The 23326-nt window shown below is 65.4% G+C and carries 24 protein-coding genes; 12 read left to right on the top strand and 12 right to left on the bottom strand.

Annotation, left to right across the window (positions count from 1 at the left end; translation table 11 throughout):
- Positions 1–193 precede the first annotated feature (193 nt).
- From ACQP1T_RS37770 to ACQP1T_RS37805, 8 genes are all read right to left on the bottom strand, one after another.
- Positions 194–1033 carry an alpha/beta fold hydrolase gene (locus ACQP1T_RS37770; protein ID WP_433757731.1) on the bottom strand — a complete coding sequence of 280 codons (840 nt, stop codon included), beginning with the start codon at positions 1031–1033 and terminating at the stop codon, positions 194–196.
- A 95-nt stretch (positions 1034–1128) separates the two neighbouring features.
- Positions 1129–1548, bottom strand: coding sequence for a hypothetical protein (locus ACQP1T_RS37775; protein ID WP_433757732.1), 420 nt, complete (start codon positions 1546–1548; stop codon positions 1129–1131).
- A 40-nt stretch (positions 1549–1588) separates the two neighbouring features.
- A complete protein-coding gene (locus ACQP1T_RS37780; RefSeq protein WP_433757733.1) occupies positions 1589–1945 on the bottom strand; it encodes a nuclear transport factor 2 family protein in 357 nt (118 codons plus the stop codon).
- A 90-nt stretch (positions 1946–2035) separates the two neighbouring features.
- Positions 2036–2584: an N-acetyltransferase family protein gene (locus ACQP1T_RS37785; protein ID WP_433757734.1), complete on the bottom strand. Its 549-nt coding sequence runs from the start codon at positions 2582–2584 to the stop codon at positions 2036–2038.
- 84 nt (positions 2585–2668) lie between these two features.
- Positions 2669–2965 (bottom strand): hypothetical protein, encoded by a 297-nt coding sequence (locus ACQP1T_RS37790; protein WP_433757735.1) that lies wholly within the window; start codon positions 2963–2965, stop codon positions 2669–2671.
- A 98-nt stretch (positions 2966–3063) separates the two neighbouring features.
- Complete coding sequence (locus ACQP1T_RS37795) at positions 3064–3789, bottom strand: amino acid ABC transporter ATP-binding protein (protein ID WP_433757736.1); 726 nt, start codon at positions 3787–3789, stop codon at positions 3064–3066.
- A gap of 3 nt (positions 3790–3792) precedes the next feature.
- A complete protein-coding gene (locus ACQP1T_RS37800; protein WP_433757737.1) occupies positions 3793–5583 on the bottom strand; it encodes an ABC transporter substrate-binding protein/permease in 1791 nt (596 codons plus the stop codon).
- A 206-nt stretch (positions 5584–5789) separates the two neighbouring features.
- Positions 5790–6584: an LLM class F420-dependent oxidoreductase gene (locus ACQP1T_RS37805; protein WP_433757738.1), complete on the bottom strand. Its 795-nt coding sequence runs from the start codon at positions 6582–6584 to the stop codon at positions 5790–5792.
- A 210-nt stretch (positions 6585–6794) separates the two neighbouring features.
- On the opposite strand from ACQP1T_RS37805, the gene ACQP1T_RS37810 reads away from it, so the two are divergent.
- Positions 6795–7889 carry an ABC transporter ATP-binding protein gene (locus tag ACQP1T_RS37810; protein ID WP_433757739.1) on the top strand — a complete coding sequence of 365 codons (1095 nt, stop codon included), beginning with the start codon at positions 6795–6797 and terminating at the stop codon, positions 7887–7889.
- Between the two features lie 177 nt (positions 7890–8066).
- On the top strand, positions 8067–8714 hold the full coding sequence (locus ACQP1T_RS37815) for an NADPH-dependent F420 reductase (protein ID WP_433757740.1): 648 nt from the start codon (positions 8067–8069) through the stop codon (positions 8712–8714).
- A gap of 57 nt (positions 8715–8771) precedes the next feature.
- Here the strand turns inward: ACQP1T_RS37815 and ACQP1T_RS37820 are convergent, their stop codons facing one another.
- Complete coding sequence (locus ACQP1T_RS37820) at positions 8772–9281, bottom strand: winged helix-turn-helix transcriptional regulator (RefSeq protein WP_433757741.1); 510 nt, start codon at positions 9279–9281, stop codon at positions 8772–8774.
- Positions 9282–9382: 101 nt separating this feature from the next.
- On the opposite strand from ACQP1T_RS37820, the gene ACQP1T_RS37825 reads away from it, so the two are divergent.
- Positions 9383–10552, top strand: coding sequence for a thiolase family protein (locus ACQP1T_RS37825; RefSeq protein WP_433757742.1), 1170 nt, complete (start codon positions 9383–9385; stop codon positions 10550–10552).
- A 39-nt stretch (positions 10553–10591) separates the two neighbouring features.
- On the opposite strand, the gene ACQP1T_RS37830 is transcribed toward ACQP1T_RS37825, so the two are convergent.
- Complete coding sequence (locus ACQP1T_RS37830) at positions 10592–10885, bottom strand: hypothetical protein (protein ID WP_433757743.1); 294 nt, start codon at positions 10883–10885, stop codon at positions 10592–10594.
- Between the two features lie 385 nt (positions 10886–11270).
- On the opposite strand from ACQP1T_RS37830, the gene ACQP1T_RS37835 reads away from it, so the two are divergent.
- Positions 11271–12233, top strand: coding sequence for an o-succinylbenzoate synthase (locus ACQP1T_RS37835; RefSeq protein WP_433757744.1), 963 nt, complete (start codon positions 11271–11273; stop codon positions 12231–12233).
- Between the two features lie 423 nt (positions 12234–12656).
- Here ACQP1T_RS37835 and ACQP1T_RS37840 read toward each other — a convergent pair whose 3' ends face one another.
- On the bottom strand, positions 12657–13169 hold the full coding sequence (locus ACQP1T_RS37840) for a TIGR04338 family metallohydrolase (protein WP_433757745.1): 513 nt from the start codon (positions 13167–13169) through the stop codon (positions 12657–12659).
- Positions 13170–13243: 74 nt separating this feature from the next.
- Positions 13244–14083 carry a DUF2786 domain-containing protein gene (locus ACQP1T_RS37845; protein ID WP_433757746.1) on the bottom strand — a complete coding sequence of 280 codons (840 nt, stop codon included), beginning with the start codon at positions 14081–14083 and terminating at the stop codon, positions 13244–13246.
- Positions 14084–14529: 446 nt separating this feature from the next.
- On the opposite strand from ACQP1T_RS37845, the gene ACQP1T_RS37850 reads away from it, so the two are divergent.
- The 8 genes from ACQP1T_RS37850 to ACQP1T_RS37885 all read left to right on the top strand — a co-directional run bounded on the left by ACQP1T_RS37850 (position 14530) and on the right by ACQP1T_RS37885 (position 23264).
- The gene (locus tag ACQP1T_RS37850; protein ID WP_433757748.1) at positions 14530–15831 is read left to right on the top strand and encodes an ABC transporter substrate-binding protein; all 1302 of its coding nucleotides are present in this window, start codon (positions 14530–14532) and stop codon (positions 15829–15831) included.
- Positions 15832–15875: 44 nt separating this feature from the next.
- Entirely contained in the window at positions 15876–16898 is a 1023-nt protein-coding gene (locus ACQP1T_RS37855) for a carbohydrate ABC transporter permease (RefSeq protein WP_433757749.1), read from the top strand.
- Positions 16898–17773, top strand: a complete 876-nt coding sequence (locus tag ACQP1T_RS37860; RefSeq protein ID WP_433757750.1) for a carbohydrate ABC transporter permease — start codon at positions 16898–16900, stop codon at positions 17771–17773. Before ACQP1T_RS37855 ends, ACQP1T_RS37860 begins: the two co-directional genes overlap by 1 nt.
- Positions 17774–17885: 112 nt before the next feature.
- A complete protein-coding gene (locus ACQP1T_RS37865; RefSeq protein ID WP_433757751.1) occupies positions 17886–20147 on the top strand; it encodes a transglycosylase domain-containing protein in 2262 nt (753 codons plus the stop codon).
- Between the two features lie 345 nt (positions 20148–20492).
- A complete protein-coding gene (locus ACQP1T_RS37870) occupies positions 20493–20951 on the top strand; it encodes a GyrI-like domain-containing protein (protein WP_062993160.1) in 459 nt (152 codons plus the stop codon).
- Between the two features lie 8 nt (positions 20952–20959).
- On the top strand, positions 20960–21385 hold the full coding sequence (locus tag ACQP1T_RS37875; RefSeq protein WP_433757752.1) for a GyrI-like domain-containing protein: 426 nt from the start codon (positions 20960–20962) through the stop codon (positions 21383–21385).
- Between the two features lie 231 nt (positions 21386–21616).
- A complete protein-coding gene (locus ACQP1T_RS37880; protein ID WP_433757753.1) occupies positions 21617–22171 on the top strand; it encodes a PadR family transcriptional regulator in 555 nt (184 codons plus the stop codon).
- Positions 22164–23264: an inositol-3-phosphate synthase gene (locus tag ACQP1T_RS37885; protein ID WP_433757754.1), complete on the top strand. Its 1101-nt coding sequence runs from the start codon at positions 22164–22166 to the stop codon at positions 23262–23264. Before ACQP1T_RS37880 ends, ACQP1T_RS37885 begins: the two co-directional genes overlap by 8 nt.
- Positions 23265–23326 lie beyond the last annotated feature (62 nt).

Consider the following 23326-nt stretch of genomic DNA (forward strand, 5'->3'; position numbering starts at 1 on the left):
TTCGGCCGCGAAAGGCGCACGGTGGGTACAGGAGGTCGGTTTCCGCTCGGTTGACAGGAAACCGGCAGCGGTTCAGGTGTCGGTGGGGCGAAGCGTCTCGGGTTCCCGACGCGGCGTTCAGCGACCGTGAACCCACAGGACTCTATTGAACAAGTCGCGCATTCGGCAGGGCTGGGGGCATCGGTTTTCGGACTCAGGACCGATGGGCGAGCAGGTGTTGCATGAGCAGGCGGGTGAGGGATTCCGGGGCTTCTTCGGGGATCCAGTGGGAGGTGTCTTCGAGCATTTCGAAGCGGTACGGGGCGGTGACATGACGTGCGGTGGCCAAGGCGGCGGTGGAGCCGATGGTGGGGTCTTCGGCACCCCAGACATAGAGGGTCGGGACGGTGATCGGGGCGGACGGACCGGCGAGCGGGAAGGCTCGGTACCAGTTGAGCGCCGCGGTCAGGGCATCGGGGCGGGTGAGGCGGTGGATGTAGTCGTCGATGCGTTCCTCGGGAATCTTCCAGTCGAAGATCTTGCGCAGGGCGGCGGCATCATCGGCGAGGAGGGCGCGCTCGGGGGTACGGGGCTGGCGGAAGTACGTGAAGTGTTGGGCTCGTCGGGCCTGGTCTTCGTCCTCGGTCATGGCTTGTGAGAACGCGGTGGGGTGCGGCTGCGATACGGCGGTCAAGGTTCGGATTCGTGCCGGGTGGTCGGCCGCTGCCGCCCAGGCGACGTGCGCGCCCAAGTCGTGACCGACGAGATCGAAACTCTGCCAACCCAATTGGTCGGCGATGGCGATGACATCGGCGACCAACTCCTCGACACGGTAATCGGCGACCTTGTCAGGACGAACGCCTGCCGAATAACCGCGCTGATCGGGCACGATGACATGGCAGCCGCCGCCACCGAGGGCGGTCGCCTGGAACTCCCATGCGATGGCCGACTCCGGAAAGCCGTGCAACAGCATTACTTCGCGCCCACCGGGTTCGCCGCTGGTCAGGGCGTCGAAGGTGCCGAATTCGGTCGGGATCTTGGTTGCCTCGAGCACGGCATCGACTCTAGAGGCAGGCACCGACCACAAACGCCGAACGCGGCATCGGAGCCGATGCCGCGTTTGCGGAGTTGGTCGAGTGGATCCAATAGTCAGCGGGCCTTGCGGATGCCGAGGTACTGCAGGGCCGCGAAACCGCCGACGGTGGCTGCCTGCATGACGGTCCAGATCGAGCCGACCAGGTTCAGTTCGAGTGCACCCTCGACGAGGGCGGCCAGGCTGACCACGACCCAGGCGGCATTACCCGCGGCGACCACGGCGGCGGCCTTGGTATTGATGGTCTTGGTCATGCCGACCAGGGCGACACCGACGCCGTAGAGGGTCAGGAAGATTCCGATCGGGATGCCGATCTCGCTGTCCAGGCCGAGCAGGGAATCCAGCGGCCCCGAAAGTGCCAAGTAGGCAAGGCCGTTCACGGTGGTGACGACCGCATCCAGCCGCAACGAGGCGCGCAGCAGGTTCTGGCCGGGGGCGAGCAGGGTGGACACGTAGCTGGGGGCGGTGGTGGTCATGACTGGTATTTCCTTCTGGGGTAACGAGTTTCGTGACGGATCAGGCCGCGGCGGGGACTTTGTCGAGGAAGCCGTAGACGTTGGCGATACGTCCGTCCTTGATGACCGCGACATCGAAGCCGACGACCACCGCGGGGGCATCGGCCGGGCCGAGCTCCCAGGTGAAACGCACCTGGTTGTGGTGGGCATCGACCGGTCCTGCGAGCGTGAACACCCACCCCGGGAACTGGGCCTGGACGCCCGCGATGGCCGCATCCAGTTGGTCGTGTCCGGCGACCGCGGCCAGCGGGTCGACGTAGCTGGCACCGGGAGTGAACACGGCTTCGATTCCGGCCTTGCGGGCAGCGGCGTCGGTGGTGTTCCAGACTTCCAGGTACTGTGCGACAAGCTCGTTCATAATGGCCTCCTAGGCTTCTGACCTGCGGTTTCACTGTCGTTCTTGCTGACAGGAACTACGTTACGAGCAGAGCCGGGAGCGCCGAATCAGTCATCTATAAGTACTTTTCACCGACCTATACGTATGCGGTCGGCGGGCTGCGCCTGACAGGTTCAAGAGCATCTCGAATTCCGGCCGCGGATCGTCGGGAGCGACCGTCCCCTGCACGCCCGTCCGCACGAAGCCGTGCCGCAGATATAGCCGCTCGGCCGCCGTATTGCCCGCGGCGACCTCCAACCACACCTTGCGATGCCCGGCATCGACGGCCCAGTCGACCACCGAGCGCACCAAACGATCCGAAATGCCGGTGCCCCGGGACTTTTCGGCGACCCACATCGAAATGAGGTGCGCCCCAGGTCGTTCGGGATCATCGTGCCCGCCGACCGTCCCGACATCGATGCCGTCGATACTCGCCACGAACTGCGCGCGCTGCGCCAGCAGATCCGACCAGACCTGGTCGGATCTACCGCGCGCCTCCTCCAACGTCGCGCCGAAGGCCTGTGGCGCATCGGCAAGGGAGCGCAGGCGGATGCTCCGAAATGTTGCCCAGTCCTCGGGCGTCAGCAGCCGCACGTGCAGCCGTGGATTACCGATCCCCATCTCGCCATCTCTACTCGAATCCGAGGAGTGCGGCGAATCGATTCCGGCTGCGTCGAGCCGCGACCGCAGCTCGGCGCGACGGACTCAGTGGTCGTCGTAGTGACCGTTGTGGGCGGCGTGGCGGTGGCCGTCGTGGAGGTAGTCGACGTGGTCGCCGTGTTGAACGGCTTCGTGGCCGCAATCGGGGCCGTGGGTGTGGTTGTGGCCGGTGTGTTCGGTGTGGGCGGCGGGTTCGCATTCGTCCCAGTGACCGTTGTGTTCGCGGTGCAGGTGGCCGTCGTGGGCGTAGTCGGTGTGGTCGCCGTGCGGGACTTCGGTATGGCCGCAGCCGGGGCCGTGGACGTGCTGGTGTTCGGTGTGCTCGCGATGCGCTGTGGTCATCGGACCTCCTCGTTTCCCATTGCTGGATATGTGGCGCCGAGCGTGACGACACATTAGCAGGTGCGCATCTATCGAGTTTACTAGTGGTGTGCTGGCGGTCACAGAACCTGGGAGAGGAAGCGCTGCAGTCGTGGTGTCCCCGGGTTGTCGAACAGCGCGTCGGGAGTGCCGGTTTCGACCACCTGACCAGCGTCCATGAACAGCACGCTGTCGGAGACGCTGCGCGCGAAACCCATTTCGTGGGTCACCACGACCATCGACATCCCCTGGGTAGCCAGATCGGCCATCAGCGCGAGAATGCCCTTCACCAGCTCCGGATCCAGCGCCGAGGTGGCCTCGTCGAAGAACATGATCTCCGGTTGCATGGCCAGCGCACGCGCGATCGCGACCCGCTGCTGCTGCCCACCGGACAGATTCGACGGGCGCGAATCGGCCTTCTCGGCCAGGCCGACCACTTCGAGCTGCTCGACGGCAAGCGCCCGGGCGGCATCCTTGGACAGCCCGCGCAGCTTGCGCGGGCCGAGCGCCACATTCTCCGCGACCGTCTTGTGCGGGAAGAGGTTGAAGTGCTGGAACACCATGCCGATGCGCTGGCGCAGTTTATCCGGATCCTCGGTCAGCACCGACTTGCCGTCCAGCAGCACATCCCCCTGATCGGGTTCGTGCAGCCGGTTCAGTACCCGCAACAATGTCGACTTGCCGGAGCCGGACGGCCCGATGACAGTGGTGGTCTTACCCGCTTCGACATGGATATCGACGCCGCGCAGCACATGATTGTGACCAAGCGTCAGATGCAGACCGGTTCCGGTGAGAGATGCACTCATGCTCTATCCGCGCCCTTCCGTGATCGTGGCCGCCTCGACCTGGTCGATGGGCTGGTCGGGTCGGCCGGTGCGCATCCGGTGGTCGATGTAGTTGACCAGGTGCGTGAGCGGGATGGTCAGCAGCAGGTAGACCAGACCGGCGGCGACCAGCGGGGAGAGATTTCCGGTCTGCGCGTTGAGATCTCGCCCCACCGCGAACAGTTCGCGCTGAGTCGCGAGCAGTCCGAGGAAGTAGATCAGCGAGGAATCCTTGATCAGCGCGATGAATTGGTTCATCAGCGCGGGCAACACCCGGCGCACACCCTGCGGAATCACTACCAACGTCATCGCCTGGCGGTAGCCGAAGCCGATGGCACGCGCGGCCTCCAGCTGACCAGCCTCCACGGATTGGATACCGGAGCGGAAGATCTCACCGATATAGGCCGAGGCCAGCAATGCCAGCGCGACCGCACCGAGCCAATACGGGTTGTTGCCGGTGATATTGCGAGCAACCGGTCCGATGCCGAGTCCGATGATCAGGATGATCACCACCGCGGGCAGGCCACGGAAAATATCGGTGTAAACCCTTGCCGGCCAGCGCAACCAGCGCGTCCGGGAAATGCCGGCGACCGCGAGCAACATGCCGAGGACGGTGCCGAGCACGCCCGAAACCACTGCCAGGATCAAAGTATTCGGCAAACCGGTCTTGAACAGATCGGGAAATGCCTTGCGGTACAGCGACCAGTCGAAGAACGTCTCCTTCAACTGCCGCAACGTCGATTTCGGTGCGTCCTGCCCGCTGTCGGTGGTCTTCTTCTCCGCGGCTATGGCGGCGAAGTCCGGGAGTTGCGGCGCGGGTGCGGCTTTCGAGCCCGGCTTCCAACCGGGCGGCAGCTGCCTCGGCACCCAGTCGGCGTAGAGCTTGGCGTAGGTGCCGTCGGCGATCACGGCGTCGAGGCCGCTGTTGAGCGCGTCGATCAGCGGCTGGTTGTTCTTGGCGACCGCGTAGCCGACGAAATTGTCCAGGCTGAAGGTGTTCTGGCTGATGGTGGTGCCGTCACCCGAATGCACCTGCCCCTCGGCCTGCGCCGACGGCGCGACCCAGGCATCGACCTGACCGGATTTGAGATTCGCGTACGCGGTGGCGTAGTCCGGGAACTTCACCGGATCCAGATGCAGCTGGTTGACCACATAATCGTCCTGCACCGTGCCCTGCACGACGGCGATCCGGTTGCCACGCCCCAGATCCGAAAAGCCCTTGATGGCACTGCCATTGGGGACGACGAGCGAGAAGTACCCGAAGTCGTAACCATTGGTGAATCCGACGCGTTCGCGCCGCTCCGCGGTGGTGGTGATATTCGACGAACCGACATCGAACCGACCGCCGGAGACCTGCGAGAGCAGCGGCGCGAATTCGGTGCCCGAGAACTCCACCTGGAGACCGAGTTTCGCGCCGATCGCCCGCAGTAGCTCATTGTCGAAGCCGGTGAACGATCCCGCCGAGTTCAGGCAGATGCTCGGCGGTGCGTCCGAGAGGGTGCCCACGGTGAGCTTGCCCGGCGTGATGAGCCGCAGCTTGCCGGTATCGATCGCCGACACCGGCAACGCGGAGGCGGTGGTGTATTTGTCCGCCCCCGCCGAGGCCGCCGAGCCGAGGTTCGTCGGTGCGGCCGATGCCGCGCTCAGTCCGGGCGGCGTGCATTGATTTCGATCGGTGGAATCGTCGCCGGAACCGCAGGCCGTGGCGGCGAGGCCGACGGCAAGCAATAGCACGGCGATCAACGCACGAGACCGCACAGCGGGCAGACCAGCCATGACGAGCAACCCTAGCGTCCGATCAGGCGCTGATAGGCAGCTACCCCGTGGCGTGCGCACCTCGCTGTCAGGGCATGCGGGCGCAGGGCGTGCGCGGACGCGGCATCGTCACCCGATCCCGGAGTTCGGATCACGGTGATTAGAACCCGGTCGCCGACCGGCGTTACGCCGCCGAAGAGCACGACCCTCGCGATCGGCTCCCCGGCTCAGGCCAACCCTCTGACCGGCTCCGGATTGACTTCGTCCCGCCAACGAATCGCCCGCTCGACCTCACTCAGGTCGAACTTCGGCCCGCTCACCCCGATGGTGAACAGACTCACCCCGGCCTCGACGAACGTCGACGCCCGCTCCGCACCCGGCCATTGCACCGAGCGCTCGATCTTCGCCTGATCGGCGCCGACATCCGCGCAGTGATCGGTGAGCACCTTGTTCTTGTGCGCGAGCGCGTCGAGGTCGGCGAAGGTGTGCCAGATATCGGCGTACTGCGCGACCAGCCGCAGCGTCTTCTTCTCGCCACCGCCGCCGATCAGGATCGGGATATCGCGGGTCGGCTGCGGGTTCAGCTTCTTCAGCCGGGCGGTGAGCCGGGCCATATTCGCCTTCAGCAGCGCGAGTCGGGTTCCCGGCGTGCCGAATTCGTAGCCGTATTCGTCATAGTCCTTCTGGAACCATCCGGCGCCGATGCCGAGAATGAGTCGGCCATTGCTGATGTGGTCCACCGTGCGCGCCATATCGGCGAGCAGATCGGGATTGCGGTAACCGCCGCCGGTGACCAGCGCGCCGATCTCGATCCGTTCGGTCTGCTCGGCCCAGGCGCCCAGCATGGTCCAGCATTCGAAATGCGCGCCGTTGTGGTCGCCGGTAAGCGGATAGAAGTGATCCCAGTTGAAGGCGATGTCGACGCCCGCGTCCTCCGCGCGCAGTACGGCATCGCGCAGGAGTCCATAGTCCGCGGCGTGCTGGGGCTGTAGCTGTACGCCGATTCGAACCGGTCGGGTCATGAGTCTGCTCCTCGCTCGATCTGGTTCCGTTTTCCTGAACGTATGCAACCTTATTCACAAGGTCGCTGTCGGGTTCCCGCTTCGCGGCGGCCGATTTCTGCGCGAACTCGAGCGCATCGTGTGCGAAGCGAGCACATCCAGTAATATCGCCGGTCAACCCTTACTCGGATCGTCCGGCACGTTCCTGCCGGTGATGGGATGTGATTTGTCATGGCCACCGTGACCTTCGATAGCGCGACCCGGCTCTACCCCGGCTCGACCAAACCCGCCGTCGACAAGCTGAATCTGGAGATCGCCGACGGGGAATTCCTCGTGCTGGTCGGTCCGTCCGGCTGCGGTAAGTCGACCTCGCTGCGGATGCTCGCCGGACTCGAGGATGTCGACGACGGGCGCATTCTGATCGGCGCCAACGACGTCACCCATGCCGAACCCAAGGAACGCGATATCGCCATGGTGTTCCAGAACTACGCGCTCTACCCGCATATGACCGTCGCGGAGAATATGGGCTTCGCGCTCAAACTCGCCAAGGTCGCCAAGGCGGAGAAGGAGCGCCGGGTGCTGGAAGCGGCCAAACTGCTCGACCTCGAGCCGTTTCTGGATCGCAAGCCCAAGGCGCTGTCGGGCGGTCAGCGTCAGCGCGTCGCGATGGGCCGGGCGATCGTGCGCCAGCCGCAGGTATTCCTGATGGACGAGCCGCTGTCGAATCTGGACGCCAAGCTGCGGGTGCAGACCCGCACCCAGATCGCACAGCTGCAGCGTCGCCTCGGCACCACCACCGTGTACGTCACGCATGACCAGGTCGAGGCGATGACCATGGGCGACCGGGTCGCGGTGCTCAAGGACGGACTGCTGCAGCAGTGCGCGACACCGCGCGATCTGTACCGGGATCCGGCGAATGTCTTCGTCGCCGGGTTCATGGGTTCGCCCGCGATGAATCTGTTCACACTGCCAGTCGCCGACGGCACGGTCGAGCTCGGCGGCGCCACGCTGCCGGTGCCACGGTCGGTCGCCGATGCCGCCGAGGGTTCGGTGGTGGTCGGCGTGCGGCCCGAGCACCTGGAGATCGGTGCGGCGCAGGACAAGTCGGGCATCCAGATGGAGGTCGATGTCGTCGAGGAGCTCGGCTCCGACGCGTACATCTACGGCCGCACCATCGCCGAGGGCGTGACGAACGGCGCGGGCGAAACCATTGTGGCGCGGGCGGATTGGCGCAACCCGCCGGCGAAGGGCAACCGGGTCCAGTTGACGCCCACACCGGAGCACACCTACTTCTTCTCCGCCGTCGACGGTCGCCGCCTGTCCTGAACCGCCGCGCGTGCACTTTCGCCAACCCGGAACGTCCTACGGGATATCAGCGCGCGCGGATTCACCGCCCTCGTGGAGTCGACACCGTTGGCGTTCGCCCACGGCGGAAGGCCACCCGAATACCGAGCCGCGTTCGTAAACTCGACGCTCAACGGAGATCGGCGCGAGGAGTGGACGTTGAAGATTGCGGTGCTCGGTACCGGGCAGGTCGGGCGCAGGCTGGCGAGCAAGCTGGTCGAGCTCGGTCACGCGGTGACGCTCGGATCTCGGACCGCAGATAATGCGGCGGCGACCGACTGGGCGAACGAAACCGGTGGGGCCCATGGCACTTTCGCCGATGCCACGGCCGATGCCGAGTTGGTGATCAATGCGACGTCCGGCACCGTGTCGCTGGCCGCGCTCACCGCCGCGGGTGCGGCGAATCTGAGCGGGAAAGTGCTGGTCGACGTGTCGAATGCCCTGGATTTCTCCGGTGGATTCCCGCCGAAATTGGCCACGCCCGAGGCGGGCAGTGTCGCCGAGGCGATCCAGCAGGCGTTTCCGGAAGCGCGGGTGGTGAAGACCCTCAACAGCATGAACAACCAGCTCATGGTCGATCCGTCCCGAATTCCGGGGCGGCACAATGTCTTTCTGAGCGGCGATGACGAATCGGCCAAGGCCGAGGTGGCGGCGCTGCTGAAATCCTTCGGCTGGTCCGATGAGCAGATCATCGACCTGGGCGGCGTGGTGACCGCGCGGAGCACCGAACCCCTCGTGCTGCTATGGATCAACCTCTACAACAAGTTCGGCACCGAGGACATCAACTACGCGGTGGTCACCGGCTGACGTCGCCGGAGCAGATCTGAGCTGCGGACCGATTCGACACGCACATAGGTCGGGCGATCATTTCGCCGATCGGGCGCGTGAATACTCGGGGTTGAGTCGTATGCCGAGATCCTCCAGGTCGATTTCGCGACCTGTTTCGCTGCGCACCTGCACCCGAACCGGCGCGCCGCTGGACTCCTCGACCAACAGCAGCGGCGCGGGGCCCGCCTGCAGGTAGGCATCGCCCCACTGCATGAGCGCCAGCACCACGGGCAGTAGATCGCGACCCATATCCGTCAGCACGTACTCGTGACGGGTCCGCTTACCCTCCTCCTGATACGGCCGCTTGGCGAGCAGACCAGCGTCGGTGAGCTTGCGGAGCTGGCCGGATGCGGCGGCATCGGTGATGCCGACCCGGGCGGCGAAACCGTCGAAGCGGGTGGTGCCGTAGTAGGCCTCGCGCAGGATCAGGATCGCCGAGCGGGTACCGATGAGATCCATCGCCTTCGCGATCGAGCATTCGATGGGTTTCCACGCGCTCAGATCGGCCAACGGTCCTTCCATCACGGCTGCCATGACGAACATCATAGCGATATCTGGCTTGAGTCGACTATATCCAGACGTTAACCTGACTATAAGCCAATAGAGCCAGGCAGTGGAGCTCGGCTCGCGGTTCGAAAGGAACCACCATGAGAGACGCGGTGATTGTCGAAGCGGTACGCACGCCGATCGGCAAGGGGAAGCCGAACGGGGCACTGCATAACGTCAACGCGGTGGACCTGCTCGCCCACAGCCTGCGCGCGGTAGTCGACCGCAGCGGCATCGATCCCGCACTCATCGATGATGTGATCGGCGGCATCGTCACCCAGATCGGCGAACAGGGCGCGAATATGACCCGGCGTGCGGCGCTCGCCGCCGGCTATCCGGAATCGGTACCGGCGACCACGGTCGATCGCCAATGCGGCAGCAGTCAGCAGGCCATTCATTTCGCCGCACAGGGCGTCATCGCCGGCGCGTACGACATCGTGGTCGCGGCCGGTGTCGAGTCGATGGGACGAATTCCCATGGGCGCGAACATGATCGGATCCGAAGACTTCTCCGGTGTCGGCTTCGCCGAGCGTTATCCGGAGGGACTGGTGTCCCAGGGCATCAGCGCCGAACTGATCGCGGCCCGCTGGGGGCTCACCCGCAATCAGCTCGACGAATTCGCCCTCGGCAGCCACGAAAAGGCGGCGCTGGCAACGAAGAACGGCTCGTTCAGCAGTCAGCTCGCCCCCATCGCCGGGTTGGAAACCGATGAGGGCATCCGGGTCGGCAGCACCCTGGAAACCCTCGGCAAACTGCGTCCCGCCTACTACGACGAGGCGATGGCCGCGCGCTTCCCGGAAATCGGCTGGCAGATCACCGCCGCGACCGCGAGCCAGGTCAGCGACGGCAGCGCGGCCGTGCTGATCATGACCAGCGAACGCGCCGCGGAACTCGGACTGAAGCCGCTGGCCCGGCTGCACAGTTTCGCGGTGGCCGGTGACGATCCGCTGCTCATGCTGACCGCCGTCATCCCGGCGACGCGAAAGGTATTGCAGCGTGCCGGACTCCAGCTCTCCGATATCGATCTGGTCGAGATCAACGAGGCGTTCTCACCGGTGGTGCTGGCCTGGGCACACGACACCGGTGCGGACATGTCGAAGGTGAATGTGAACGGCGGCGCCATCGCCATCGGTCATCCACTCGGCGCTTCCGGCGCACGACTGATGACCACACTGGTGCACGCCATGCAGGAGCGCGGCGCCCGCTACGGTCTGCAAACCATGTGTGAGGCAGGCGGTTTGGCGAACGCCACCATTATCGAACGGCTCTGAGTCAGCGAGTGCCGCGGCACCGGTTTCGGTGCCGCGGGCTCAGATCGAAACCAGTACCACCGCAATCAGAAAGCCGAGCAACCACGACTCGGCAATCAACGGCACCGCGACCAATGGCGTCCACGCAATCCGGCGTCGATGGCGGATTTTCTCCACCACCCTGATGCCCACCACGACTACGGAAAACGCGATCCCGACCCACGCGACCCAATACGCGACCGGCAGGTAGCGCACACCCCCATCGGGATCAGCATCACGCCCGAGAAATTCATACAGCGGCACAAAACACGCCACCACCCAGCCGAACCCAGCCGCGAACACCGCCCCGAGCACCGCGCGAACCGCACTCGCCACCCGCAGCTCCCACTGACCCGACCCCATACCCCAGCATGACGTGTAACTCCTGCTCCGGCACACCACACGGGCCAGCCCACGAGAATGCAATTGGTGGCGGGCCTTCTCGATGTTTATCTGAGCCAGTACATGGTGATCGTCTGTCCAGCCTCGGCGTTCCCTGCCCAGGGCACGGTGTCCCCCGGTAGGGCACACTGCGGGTGGGGCGGTCTATTCCGATGGCGTCATCAGCTACGGCCGCCACGAGAATGCCGAGCAGGCAGCCGAACTCGGTACGTGGGTGGATCATCGGTCGATTCGGCCTTGCCAGCTGCGGCGGGCGCGCGGTGCGGGGGGCGACATCGCGCTCGCTAGGCTGCAGGTGATGACCGATACCTTCGTCTACGCCATTCCGATGCGGACCCGGTTCCGCGGCATCACGGTGCGCGAGGGGATGTTGATCAAGGGGCCGCTCGGGTGGGGGGAGTTCTGTCCGTTTCCCGAATATGATGATCGCGAGGCCGCCGGATGGCTGGCGACCGCGGTCGAGCAGGTGACGCTGGGGTGGCCGGAGCCGGTGCGGGAACGAATTCCGATCAATTGCACGGTGCCCGCGGTCGATCCGGAACGCGCGCATGCGATTGTGGCCGGGTCCGGATGTCGCACCGCGAAGGTGAAGATTGCCGATCATCCCGACTCGCTGGCTGAGGATCTGGCGCGGGTCGAGGCGGTCCGGGATGCGCTGGGGCCGGCGGGCGCGATACGGGTGGACGCCAATGCGGTCTGGGATGTCGAGACGGCCGTCACGCATATCGAGCAGATCGACCGTGCCGCAGGTGGTTTGGAGTACGTCGAGCAACCGTGCCGCACCATCGAGGAGTTGGCCGCGGTGCGGCGCCGTGTCGATGTGCGAATCGCCGCCGACGAATCCATCCGCCGCGCCGAAGATCCCCTGCGTGTGGCGGTAGCGGGAGCCGCGGATATCGCAGTCCTCAAATGCACCCCGCTAGGCGGTGTCCGTCGGGCGCTCCAAGTCGCCGAGGCCGCCGGACTGCCGTGCGTAGTCTCCTCCGCCCTGGAAACCAGCGTCGGCCTGGCCGCTCAACTCGCCCTCGCCGCCGCCTTACCCGAACTCGAATTCGCCTGCGGCCTGGGCACTTTATCCCTCCTCGACGGCGATCTCGTACACGATTCACTCCGCCCGGTCGACGGCTTCATGCCGGTCCCGAAAACACCCCCCACCCCCGACCCGACCTTGCTGGAGCGCTACCACCACCCCGGCCCAGCACGAATCCGCTGGTGGGAGGACCGACTTACCCGCGTCCGCACCCTGCCCCCACCCAAGTGACCGTCGCGCGAAGATAGTCCGCAACTGCGAGCAGCAGACCACGCCGAACGCGCCACCAGATCGGCGTTGCGCAACCATGTCGCTCGAACGACGCTGGACACCGCAGAGGCGGACACCACACCCGAGCACCGCGAGTTCGTATGTCCACCCCGACAATCCGCTACCGGCGGGCGCAACCACCGGCACGATACGACCCAGCGCGCACAGCTGAGGCGCGGCGAGTTTGTGTCGCGCTTCTTCGATACCCAGCGAGCCGCGACCGCGCACAACGGGCAGACACGGCACGGCTGCGCAGCGCATGAGCCGTCAGCTCAGGCGGACACCACTCCCGAGCACCGCAAGTTCGTATGTCCACCCCCAAAAATCAGTTACCGCAAACCACAGACCGCCGCAGACACGCCGCGATCCTGCGGCGGGGCGGCATCAGCCGAGGCGGACGCCGCAGCCGAGCAGGCTGGAGCGGAGCAGCAGGGCGGCCTCCGGTCCGATAATGCCGTCGACGAGGTCCAAGTAGCGGCCGCAGAATTCGGGGCCATGGGGAGCCACCGATGCGGCGGCGGGCTCGAGGTGATGGGCCAGTTCGTGCAGGATCACCAGTTCACGCAGGGCCCATGCCGTGGCGCCGGTGTGCAAGGGAACGGCCAGCACCGCATCCGCGGCCTCGTAGTGGGCGGCTGAGGTTCCGGCACGCGAGCGGACCCGGACGGGTGTGGCGGCGCGGTCCCATTGCGCCCGAACCCAATTGAGGCCGAGCACCTTATCGGTGTAGACCTGCACCGATTCGACGGACGCGAAGCGGCGCTCGACCGGCAACGTGAGATGTGAGCCGTAGAGCTCGACCGTGCGATTACCGTTTTCGTCGGCTCGATCGAATACACCCCGCACCAGCTGCTCGGCGTCATACACCTTGGCGCGCTGGATATCTCGCGCACTCACCGGACCCAGCTCGCAGACCCGTTGCCGAGCTCACCCACGCTGCGCTGGGCAATTCGCATGTCACACAATGAAACTCATTTCGTCCCACCGGGCAATTGCCCACGCGCCGCGCCGAGTTCGGGAGAGTTCCCGAGACGCGCCGCCTTACCGGCCCGATCACCCGCACGCCGAGCGGCCGCCGAATGTCCGGCCGACGCCTGCGGACCGCGCCAGGTACCACGGGCATCGGAGGTCTTCTTATAGAAGTCCGTGAGCTCGATTTCCTTGTTACGCAGGGCCAATGCCGTACCCGCCGCGCCGGTTTCGGGCACAACCTCGGCCTCCACCTCGGCCTTGACCTCGGCCAGACGGCGGCCGATCCGCGCCGCGAACGCCATCTGAAAGTTCAGCCGCGCGGTGACCGCCGCCACCGGCGCTTGCACACGCCGCTGCACCTTTCGGCCCCAGTGTTTCTCCGTGACGATCTTTTCGACGGTGGCCGACCGATACTGCCCCGATTTGATGTACTGATCCGACGCACGGACCATCTGTACCAGCAGACTGGCGTAGAGAGCTTCACAGGTATCGATATCGGAGTCGAAGCCGTACGCGTAGACCTGCGTCGACGTGCGCGCGACATCGCAGCGCACATCATTGGCCGCGGCGATCGCCACGAACAACTGCACGTAGGTGCGCAGCCCCTTCTTGCCGGGTTCGCCGATCGGAATCATCCGCTGCACCGGAGTCGGCCTGCGCTCACGTCCGGCGATATGCGCGCGGGCGACCGCGAGGTCGATCGAGGACCTGGTCGCCAACCGCTGGGCCGCGGCCAGAAATGCCTCGGCCTCGTGCTCGTTATCGGTCGATTCGGCTTGGCGCAGCAACCCACCGATCCGGGTGAGCATCCGGTCCGGAACCGCATTCGGCGAAGTCATCGACAGCCAGCGTAACGAGCGAGAGCGTCCGCGAAACTGTGACACCCGACCCAGCCCAACGGAGCGAGTCTTACGAGCGACCCGTTCGCGGCCCGTCTCGCGTCCGAGCCGTCGAAGCGCATGCGACGCAAGCGCCGAACTCGACCATCCAGCACGCGTGCACTAGGCGCCGAACCCTCCCGCCACCACCGACCCCCACGGAGCGAGTCTTACGAGCGACGTTCGCGGCCCGTCTCGCGTCCGAGCCGTCGAAGCGCATGCGACGAAGTCGCGAGTCTCGACGGCTCGGACGCGAGACATCGGGGGGCCGCGAACACGCGGCGCCGCAGGCGCCGCAAAAACAACACAGCCAGGCAACTGCTGCGTCGCATATAACAACCATGTATCTTGCCTTGTGCACCTGCAGGGTGTGCTGCTGCTCACGTCTCGACCTTGGAGTGTTCGCGATGGCTTTGAAAAAGGTGACGTCCCTACGTTCGTCGCTCGTACCGCGAGCGGCGTTGGCAGCCGCCTCCGTTGCGCTGCTCACGGCGACGTTCACCAGCGCCTGCTCCAGCGATAGCGGCGGCAATCCGTCCAGCCAAAACCTCACCGGCCGGGGCCCGATCACCTACGTGGAGGGCAAGGACACCACCGAAACCGGCGCGGTCAAGCAGCTGATCGAGCGCTGGAACGCCTCGCACCCGGATGAGCAAGTCACCTTCAAGGAGCAGTCCAACGACGCGTCGCAGCAGTACGACGACCTGGTCGAGCACATGCGCTCCAAGCAGTCCACCTACGACGTGGTCGCCCTGGACGTGCCGTGGACCGCGGAATTCGCCGCGAAGGGCTGGATCCAGCCGCTGAAGGACACCTTCAATATCGACACCTCGGCACTGCTGTCCCCCACGGTCGCCAGCGCCACCTACAACAACACCCTCTACGCCGCACCGCGAAACACCAACGGCGGCTTGCTGTTCTACCGCAAGGATCTGGTGCCGAATCCGCCCAAGACCTGGAGCGAGATGCTGGCGCAGTGCCCGATCGCCAAGCAGAACAATATGGGTTGCTACGCGGGCCAGCTCGCACCGTACGAGGGCCTGACGGTGAACGCGGCCGAGGCCATCAACGCCTACGGCGGCACCTTCGTCGGCGCGGACGGCAAGACCCCGACCGTAAACACCCCGCAGGCGCGCGCCGGGCTCAAGGAGCTCGTCGACGCCTACCGCAACGGCGATATCCCGAAGGAAGCCATCACCTTCAAGGAGCCGGAGAGCGCCAACGCCTTCAACACCGGCAAGCTGCTCTTCATGCGCAACTGGCCGTCCACCTTCGGTGACGCGGGTGCGGAATCCTCCGCGGTCAAGGACAAGTTCGGCGTCGCGCCGCTGCCCGGCGAGAACGGCGTCGGCGCATCGACCCTCGGCGGCTACAACGCGGCAATCAGCGCGTTCTCCAAGAACAAGGCCACCGCACTCGACTTCCTGCGCTACCTGATCAGCGAGGACGCCCAGCACATCGTCGCGGCCGGTGCGCTGCCCTCGGTGCGCGCGTCGATGTACGACGATCCGGCGCTGATCGCGAAGATGCCGTACCTGCCCGCGCTCAAGGATTCGATCGCCAACGCGGTGCCGCGTCCGGTCACCCCGTTCTACCCGGCGGTGTCGAAGGCCATCCAGGACAACGCTTATGCTGCGTTGAACGGAACCAAGTCCGTCGACGACGCGATCAACGGTATGCAAAAGGGCATCGAGACAGCCGGATCGTAGCGAGCACAAGAGCGGACCCGACCACCCCGTAGGAGAGAGAAACGGTGTCGGATCCTTCGGGAACGGCCACTCGCGTGTCGAGCGACGGCGATCAGCCGACGAAGCGCGGATTCGGTGGCACCTTGGCGTTGGAGTTGCGGCGTTCCGGTAAGGCGTGGTTGTTCGTCACGCCGGTGCTGATCACCCTCGCGGTGGTCGTGGGCTATCCGGTATTCCGCGCGTTGTACATGTCGTTCCAGAAGGATCCTGGACTGGACCCGGCGACCGGCATGTTCGTCGAGGGCGGCAGCGCGGGCTTCTCGAACTACACGCACTGGCTGCTGCAGCAGTGTCAGGCGGCGGGCGAAACCGTCTCATGCCCGACCGGCAATCTCGGCTCGCAGTTCTGGCTGGCCATCGGCGTGACGCTGTTCTTCACGGTGATCACGGTGACCCTGGAGGCCACCCTCGGCCTCGGCATGGCGATGGTCATGGGCAAGACCTTCAAGGGCCGGGCCCTGCTGCGCGCTGCGGTGCTGGTGCCGTGGGCGATTCCGACCGCGGTCACCGCCCGGTTGTGGGAGTTCATGTTCCAGTACGACGGCGTGGTGAACCGGGTATTCGGCACCCACATCCTCTGGACATCGGAGGCCTGGCCCGCCCGGTTCGCGGTCATCGCCGCCGATGTCTGGAAGACCACGCCGTTCATGGCATTGCTGCTGCTCGCCGGTCTGCAGGTGATTCCGGCCGATGTGTACGAGGCCGCCAAGGTCGACGGCGCTTCGGCCTGGCAGCGCTTCACCCAGATCACGCTGCCGCTGCTCAAGCCCGCGCTGCTGGTCGCGGTGCTGTTCCGCACCATGGACGGACTGCGCCTCTACGACCTGCCCGCGATCATGACGCTCGGCAACCCGTCCACCCGTCCGATTTCGGCGCTGGTGGTCGAACAGGTCCGGCAAGGTCCCAATAGCGCGGCGGCACTGTCGACGATCACCTTCCTGCTGATCTTCGCGGTGGCGTTCCTGCTGGTTAAGGTCTTGGGCGCCAATGCCGTTCGGACCCAGGAAGAACAGCGGGAGGCGCACTGATGAGCACCGTGAGCACCAAAAAGCCCGCGGCACAGACACCTTGGACCAAGCGCCTGGGTCCGGTGCGGCTGTATCTGGGTGCGCTGATCGTGCTGGTGTGGGGTCTGGCCCCGTTCTACTGGATGGCCGTCACCGCATTCCGCGATCCGGACTACACCTTCGACAACACTCCGTGGCCCACCCACGTCACCCTGGAGAACTTCCGCAACGCCTTCGACACCAGCCGCGGCAACGACTTCGGCAAGGCGCTGCTCAACAGCGTCATCATCGGCGCGGTGACCACGGCGGTCGCGCTGGTGCTCGGCGTGCTCGCCGCCTATGCGCTGGCGCGGCTGACCTTCAAGGGCAAGTACCTGGTCTCCGGACTCATCCTGTCCGCGTCGATGTTCCCGGTGGTCGTGCTGGTCACCCCGCTGTTCCAGCTGTTCACCAACCTCGGCTGGATCGGCGAATACCAGGCGATGATCATCCCGAACATCTCGTTCGTGCTGCCGATGACCGTCTACATCCTGGCCTCGTTCTTCGCCGAACTGCCATGGGAACTCGAGGAGGCCGCCCGCATCGACGGCGCGACCAAGACGCAGGCATTCCGGCTGGTCATGCTGCCGTTGGCCGCGCCAGCGGTATTCACCACCGCGATCCTGGCGTTCATCGCATCGGTCAACGAATATCTGCTGGCCCGGCTGCTTTCCAGCGATAAGACCGAACCGGTGACCGTCGCGATTGCGCGCTTCTCCGGTAACAACCCGCTCGTGCAGCCGTACGCCGCGATCATGGCCGCGGGCACGATGGTGACGATTCCGCTGGTCATCATGGTGCTGCTGTTCCAGCGCCGGATCATCTCCGGTCTGACCGCGGGCGGCGTCAAGAGCTAATGCGCCTGTCGCACGGTTGAATCCCGTTGCGGCGGTAATACTCGGTGATACGATCTCGGGTCATTTCCGATCGTGTCCGTGCAGGTGAGTTTTACCGACGCTCCGGGAGGAGATGATCGTGAGCTCGTTCGGCAAGTGGCGACGCGGCGGCAGTCGCCGGGGCAAACCGATGCCGGCACCCTATGCCTCCGTGGCGGGCTTCAGCGAACACAACACCGGCACCTCACGACGCAAGGACAAGCCCCGACCGCCCGGCTCCGCGAAATCGCCCCGGCCGCAACCGACACCGGCCAATCGATCGAAGCGCACCCGAGGCGAACGCTTCCGACGGCTACTGCTCGCCCTGTTCATCACCTTCGTCGCGGTGCCGTCGCTGCTGTTCGTGCTGGTCTACTGGAGCGCCGAAATCCCGGATCCCGATTCGGTGCAGACCAATCAGATCGCCACCATCCTCACCTCCGACGGCAGCACGGTGATCGCGAAGGTCGTTCCGCCGGATGGCAATCGGATTCCGGTACCGCTCTCGGATGTGCCGAAACCGGTGCGCGATGCGGTGCTCTCGGCCGAGGACCGCAACTTCTATACCAATCCCGGCTACTCGGCCAGCGGATTCCTGCGCGCCGCACGGGACAATATCCTCGGCAAAGAAGACGCGGGCGGCGGTTCCACCATCACTCAGCAGTATGTGAAGAATGCCTTCCTCGGCTCCGAACGCACCCTGACCAGGAAGATGCGCGAGCTGATCATCGCGGCCAAGATGGCGCGGCAATGGAGTAAGGACGACATCCTCGCCGCCTACCTCAACACCATCTATTACGGGCGCGGCGCGTACGGGATCTCGGCGGCCGCGAAGGCCTATTTCAACAAGCCGGTAGCACAGCTGACGCTCGCCGAAGGCGCGGTGCTGGCCTCGGTCATCCGCACGCCGTCGATCCTGGATCCGGAGACCCACCTCACCGAGCTGACCACGCGCTGGAAGTACGTGCTCGACGGCATGGTCGAAATGAGCACGCTCGCGCCCGGCGAGCGTGCTGCGACGGTATTCCCGCAGATCGTCCCGATCACCGAAATCCCGGACATCAACACGGCCCGCGGCCCGGAGGGCCTGATCCGCAGCCAGGTGCTGCGGGAACTGCGCAGCGCGGGAATCAGCGAGCGCGAACTCAATACCGGGGCCTTGCAGATCACCACCACCATCGACACCAGGGCCCAGCAGGCCGCGCTCGACGCGATCCACGACCGACTCGACCCGCAGCCGCCGGAACTGCGCGGCGCGGTCGTTTCGATCGACCCGCGTTCCGGCGCGGTGCGCGCCTACTACGGCGGCGCCGACGGTACCGGCTTCGATTTCGCGCAGGCGCCCTTGCAGACCGGCTCCGCATTCAAGGTCTTCGCGGTGATCGCGGCGCTGCAGCAGAATATTCCGCTCACCCGGATACTCGACAGTTCACCGGTGACCGATCGCGGCACCAAGATCACCAATGTGGACGGCGAATCATGCGGCAAGTGCACCATGGCCGAGGCGCTGAAGCGTTCACTCAACACCAGCTTCTATCGACTGACCATGTCGATGTTCGACGGCCCCAAGGCGATTGCCGATGCCGCCCATCAGGCCGGAATCCCGGAAGAGATTCCGGGCGTGGCCGGTAGAACTCTCACCGAGGAAGGCGGGCGACCGCTCAACGGAATCGTGTTGGGCCAGTATCTCGTTCGCCCCATCGATATGGCCTCGGCCTACGCGACGATCGCCAATTCCGGTGTCTACCATCAGCCGTACTTCGTGCAGCGGGTGGTCGCGGGCGACGGCCGGGTCCTGCTGGATCGGGGCGATCCCGACCACCAGGTCGGCAAGCAACTCCCGTCCGGTCAGCAGCGCATCCCGCGCGGCATCGCCGACAGCACCGCCGAGGCGATGATCCCGATCGCCGCGTATTCCAACGGGCACAGCCTGTCCGGCGGTCGGCCATCGGCCGCCAAGACCGGCACCACCCAGCTCGGTGAGTCGAACGAGAACAAGGACGCGTGGATGATCGGCTTCACCCCGTCGCTGTCCACGGCGGTATGGGTCGGTACCGAACAGTCCCAGCCGATCGAGACCGCGCGCGGTACCGACATCTACGGCTCCGGGCTGCCCGCCGATATCTGGAAGCAGGTCATGGACGGCGCGCTCGACGGCACACCGATCGAGCAGTTCCCGGCATCGGCAGCGCAAGGCAGTCAGCCGACTACCAGCAGACCCTCCGGCGGCAGCTACGACATCCTGAACCCGCCGTCCAGCACCTCCACGGCACCGGTGATCATCATCCCGCCCGCCCCCGAGCCGACAAAGGAAGTCGAAATCTTCCCCGGATTCAGCATTCCGGTGCCCGGCTGAGTTGTTGGCAGCGCCTCCGGCGCTGCGTGTTCGCGGCCGCTCGTAAGACTCGCTCCGTCGTGGTCGCGCCGGAGCTGTGAACTTGCTCGTGTTCGGTTCGCTATGAATGTAGGTCGACCGGGGCCATGGGAACGGATGACGTGGCAGCATCGTTGGCCAGAGTGAACTGAGCGCGGCGCGCCGGAACCAAACCAGGCCGACGCCGGCGTCGTGAGATCGATGAGGAAGGATATGCGCTCGAGCGACGACACGCGGCGCGAGCGTCAGGCCCGGAAGTAGCTTCCGCGGCCACGGGGGCCCGGGAGCGCCGCCAATTGGAGACAGACTAGACATAGGGGCACGCCGGTGGATTTCAATGTCGTTGACCGTCCCGAGACGCTTGTGGCGGGCACAGTGCTGCGCAGCCCGGCGCTCGCGGTCGAAGGACCGCGCCGCGCCAAGGTCGAGGAGGCGTGGAAACGCAATCTGGCCCGCAAGCTGCCCGGCCCGCCGACGACCGCGTATGTGGATCACGCGCCGGAGATCAACTCCTATCTGACGCATATCGTCGGCTACCGCTGCCACACCCTCGCGGACCTGCTACCGGGCGATGTGCTGGCGCGGGTGCCCGCGGGACGGTTCGCCCGGTTCACGCTCAGCGGCGACAATCTCGGCGACACCATCGTCACCATCTGGCGCGCGGTATGGGATGCCGAGGCCGCCGGTCGATTGGTGCGCGCCTATACCGGTGACGTGGAACATTATCCGGACGCGCGCACGGCCGAAGTATTCGTGGCGCTGGCAGACGAACCGGTCGACGGTTAGGAACAGCTGTGGACTTCGAAATTGTCACATTGGACGAAAGCCTGGTCGCCGGACTCACCGTCCCGCTGGCCGGACGCGAGGTGACCGCCCGCGACCTGGACCTGGTGAACTTCACCTGGGACCGGTATCTGTCGCGGGAGAAGAATGTGCCGCGGGTCGCGGCCTACATCGGCCAGAACGATCACGCCGTCGCGATTCTGGGCTACGAGATCGCCGATATGGACGATATGGATGCCGGTGATGTGCTGACCCGCGTCCCGTCCGGGCGCTACGCGAAATTCGTTGTCTCCGACAAGCCCTACGATCTACTGCGCACCGCATGGGCGCAGGTCCGCAAGGCCGAGAGCGCGGGCACCATCACCCGCTCGCACACCGCGGAACTCGAGCGCTACACCGGGCCGACCTCGGTCGAGGTGTATGTCTCGCTGGATTAGTTCTCCCTGATCCAGGATGCCCCGCCCCTCCGTCGAGTTCGAGGCGGCGGGGCTTTCTGTTTATGCCGGGCGGTCACCAGGGTAAGCGGTCACCGCTGAGGATCTACCGACCCTACCTGCGCAAACAGTGCTTTATATCGCCGACGACTATGCACGTTTATATCGCTCCGATATAGTGGGAAGTCGCATCCATCGGTTAGGTCTGAACACACAGTCAGGGGGTGAAGCCCGATGCTCGAGCTGGCAATCCTCGGGCTGCTCCTCGAAGCGCCCATGCACGGATACGAGCTGCGCAAGCGGCTGACCGGATTGCTCGGGCCGTTTCGGGCCTTCTCCTACGGATCGCTCTATCCGACGCTGCGTCGCATGCAGACCGATGGGCTGATCGCCGAGGAGAACGTCGCGGGCGTCACCCGTCGTGCGCGACGGGTCTATCAACTGACTCCGGTCGGGCGGGAGCGGTTCACCGAACTGCTCGCCGATACCGGACCGCAGAACTACACCGACGACGGCTTCGGCGTCCACCTGGCGTTTTTCAGCCGCACCCCCGCGGAAGCGCGGATGCGGATTCTGGAGGGCAGGCGGCGGCAGGTCGAGGAGCGCCGAGAGGGTCTGCGGGAGGCGATCAAGAAGGCCAGTGGCTCGCTTGACCGCTACACCCGCCAGCTCCACCAGCTCGGTCTGGAATCAAGCGAGCGCGAAGTGCGCTGGCTCAACGAGTTGATTGCGGCGGAGCAATCGACGAAGGCGGCACCACAGAAAGAGGGAAATATCGGCCATGAGTGAAGACAACAAGGCTGAAATCGCCACCGAAGTCCGCGTCGCCATCGTAGGCGTCGGTAACTGCGCTTCCTCGCTGGTCCAGGGCGTGCAGTACTACAAGGACGCGGACGAGACCTCCACCGTCCCCGGCCTCATGCACGTCAAGTTCGGCCGGTACCACGTGCGCGATGTCAAATTCGTCGCCGCGTTCGACGTCGACGCCAAGAAGGTCGGCTTCGACCTGGCCGAGGCGATCTTCGCCAGCGAGAACAACACCATCAAGATCTCCGATGTGCCGCCGAGCGACGTTGTCGTGCAGCGCGGTCCGACGCTGGACGGTATCGGCAAGTACTACGCCGAGACCATCGAGCTGTCCGAGGCCGAGCCGGTCGACGTCGTGAAGGTGCTGAAGGACAACAAGGTCGACGTCCTGGTCTCCTACCTGCCCGTCGGCTCGGAAGAGGCGGACAAGTTCTACGCCCAGTGCGCCATCGACGCGGGCGTCGCCTTCGTCAACGCGCTGCCGGTGTTCATCGCCTCCGATCCGGTGTGGGCCGAAAAGTTCACCAAGGCAGGCATTCCCATCGTCGGTGACGACATCAAGAGCCAGGTCGGCGCGACCATCACGCACCGCGTGATGGCCAAGCTGTTCGAGGACCGCGGCGTGCAGCTGGACCGCACCATGCAGCTGAATGTCGGCGGCAATATGGACTTCAAGAACATGCTCGAGCGCGAGCGCCTGGAGTCGAAGAAGATCTCCAAGACCCAGGCAGTCACCAGCAACCTGAAGAAGGAACTGGGCGCCAACGATGTGCACATCGGCCCGTCCGATCACGTCGGCTGGCTCGACGACCGCAAGTGGGCCTACGTGCGCCTGGAGGGGCGCGCCTTCGGTGATGTGCCGCTGAACCTGGAGTACAAGCTCGAGGTGTGGGATTCGCCGAACTCGGCGGGCATCATCATCGACGCGGTGCGCGCGGCGAAGATCGCCAAGGACCGCGGCATCGGCGGCCCCGTCCTCCCGGCCTCGGCCTACCTGATGAAGTCCCCGCCGAAGCAGCTGGCCGACGATATCGCTCGTGCTCAGCTCGAAGCATTCATCGTCGGCGCCGAGTAACCAGCTCCTATCGCTGACGGACGAGCCGGGCCGGAGACACCTCCGGCCCGGCTCGTCTTGGT

Source organism: Nocardia sp. CA-135398 (genome assembly GCF_050955845.1).
Lineage (GTDB): Bacteria > Actinomycetota > Actinomycetes > Mycobacteriales > Mycobacteriaceae > Nocardia.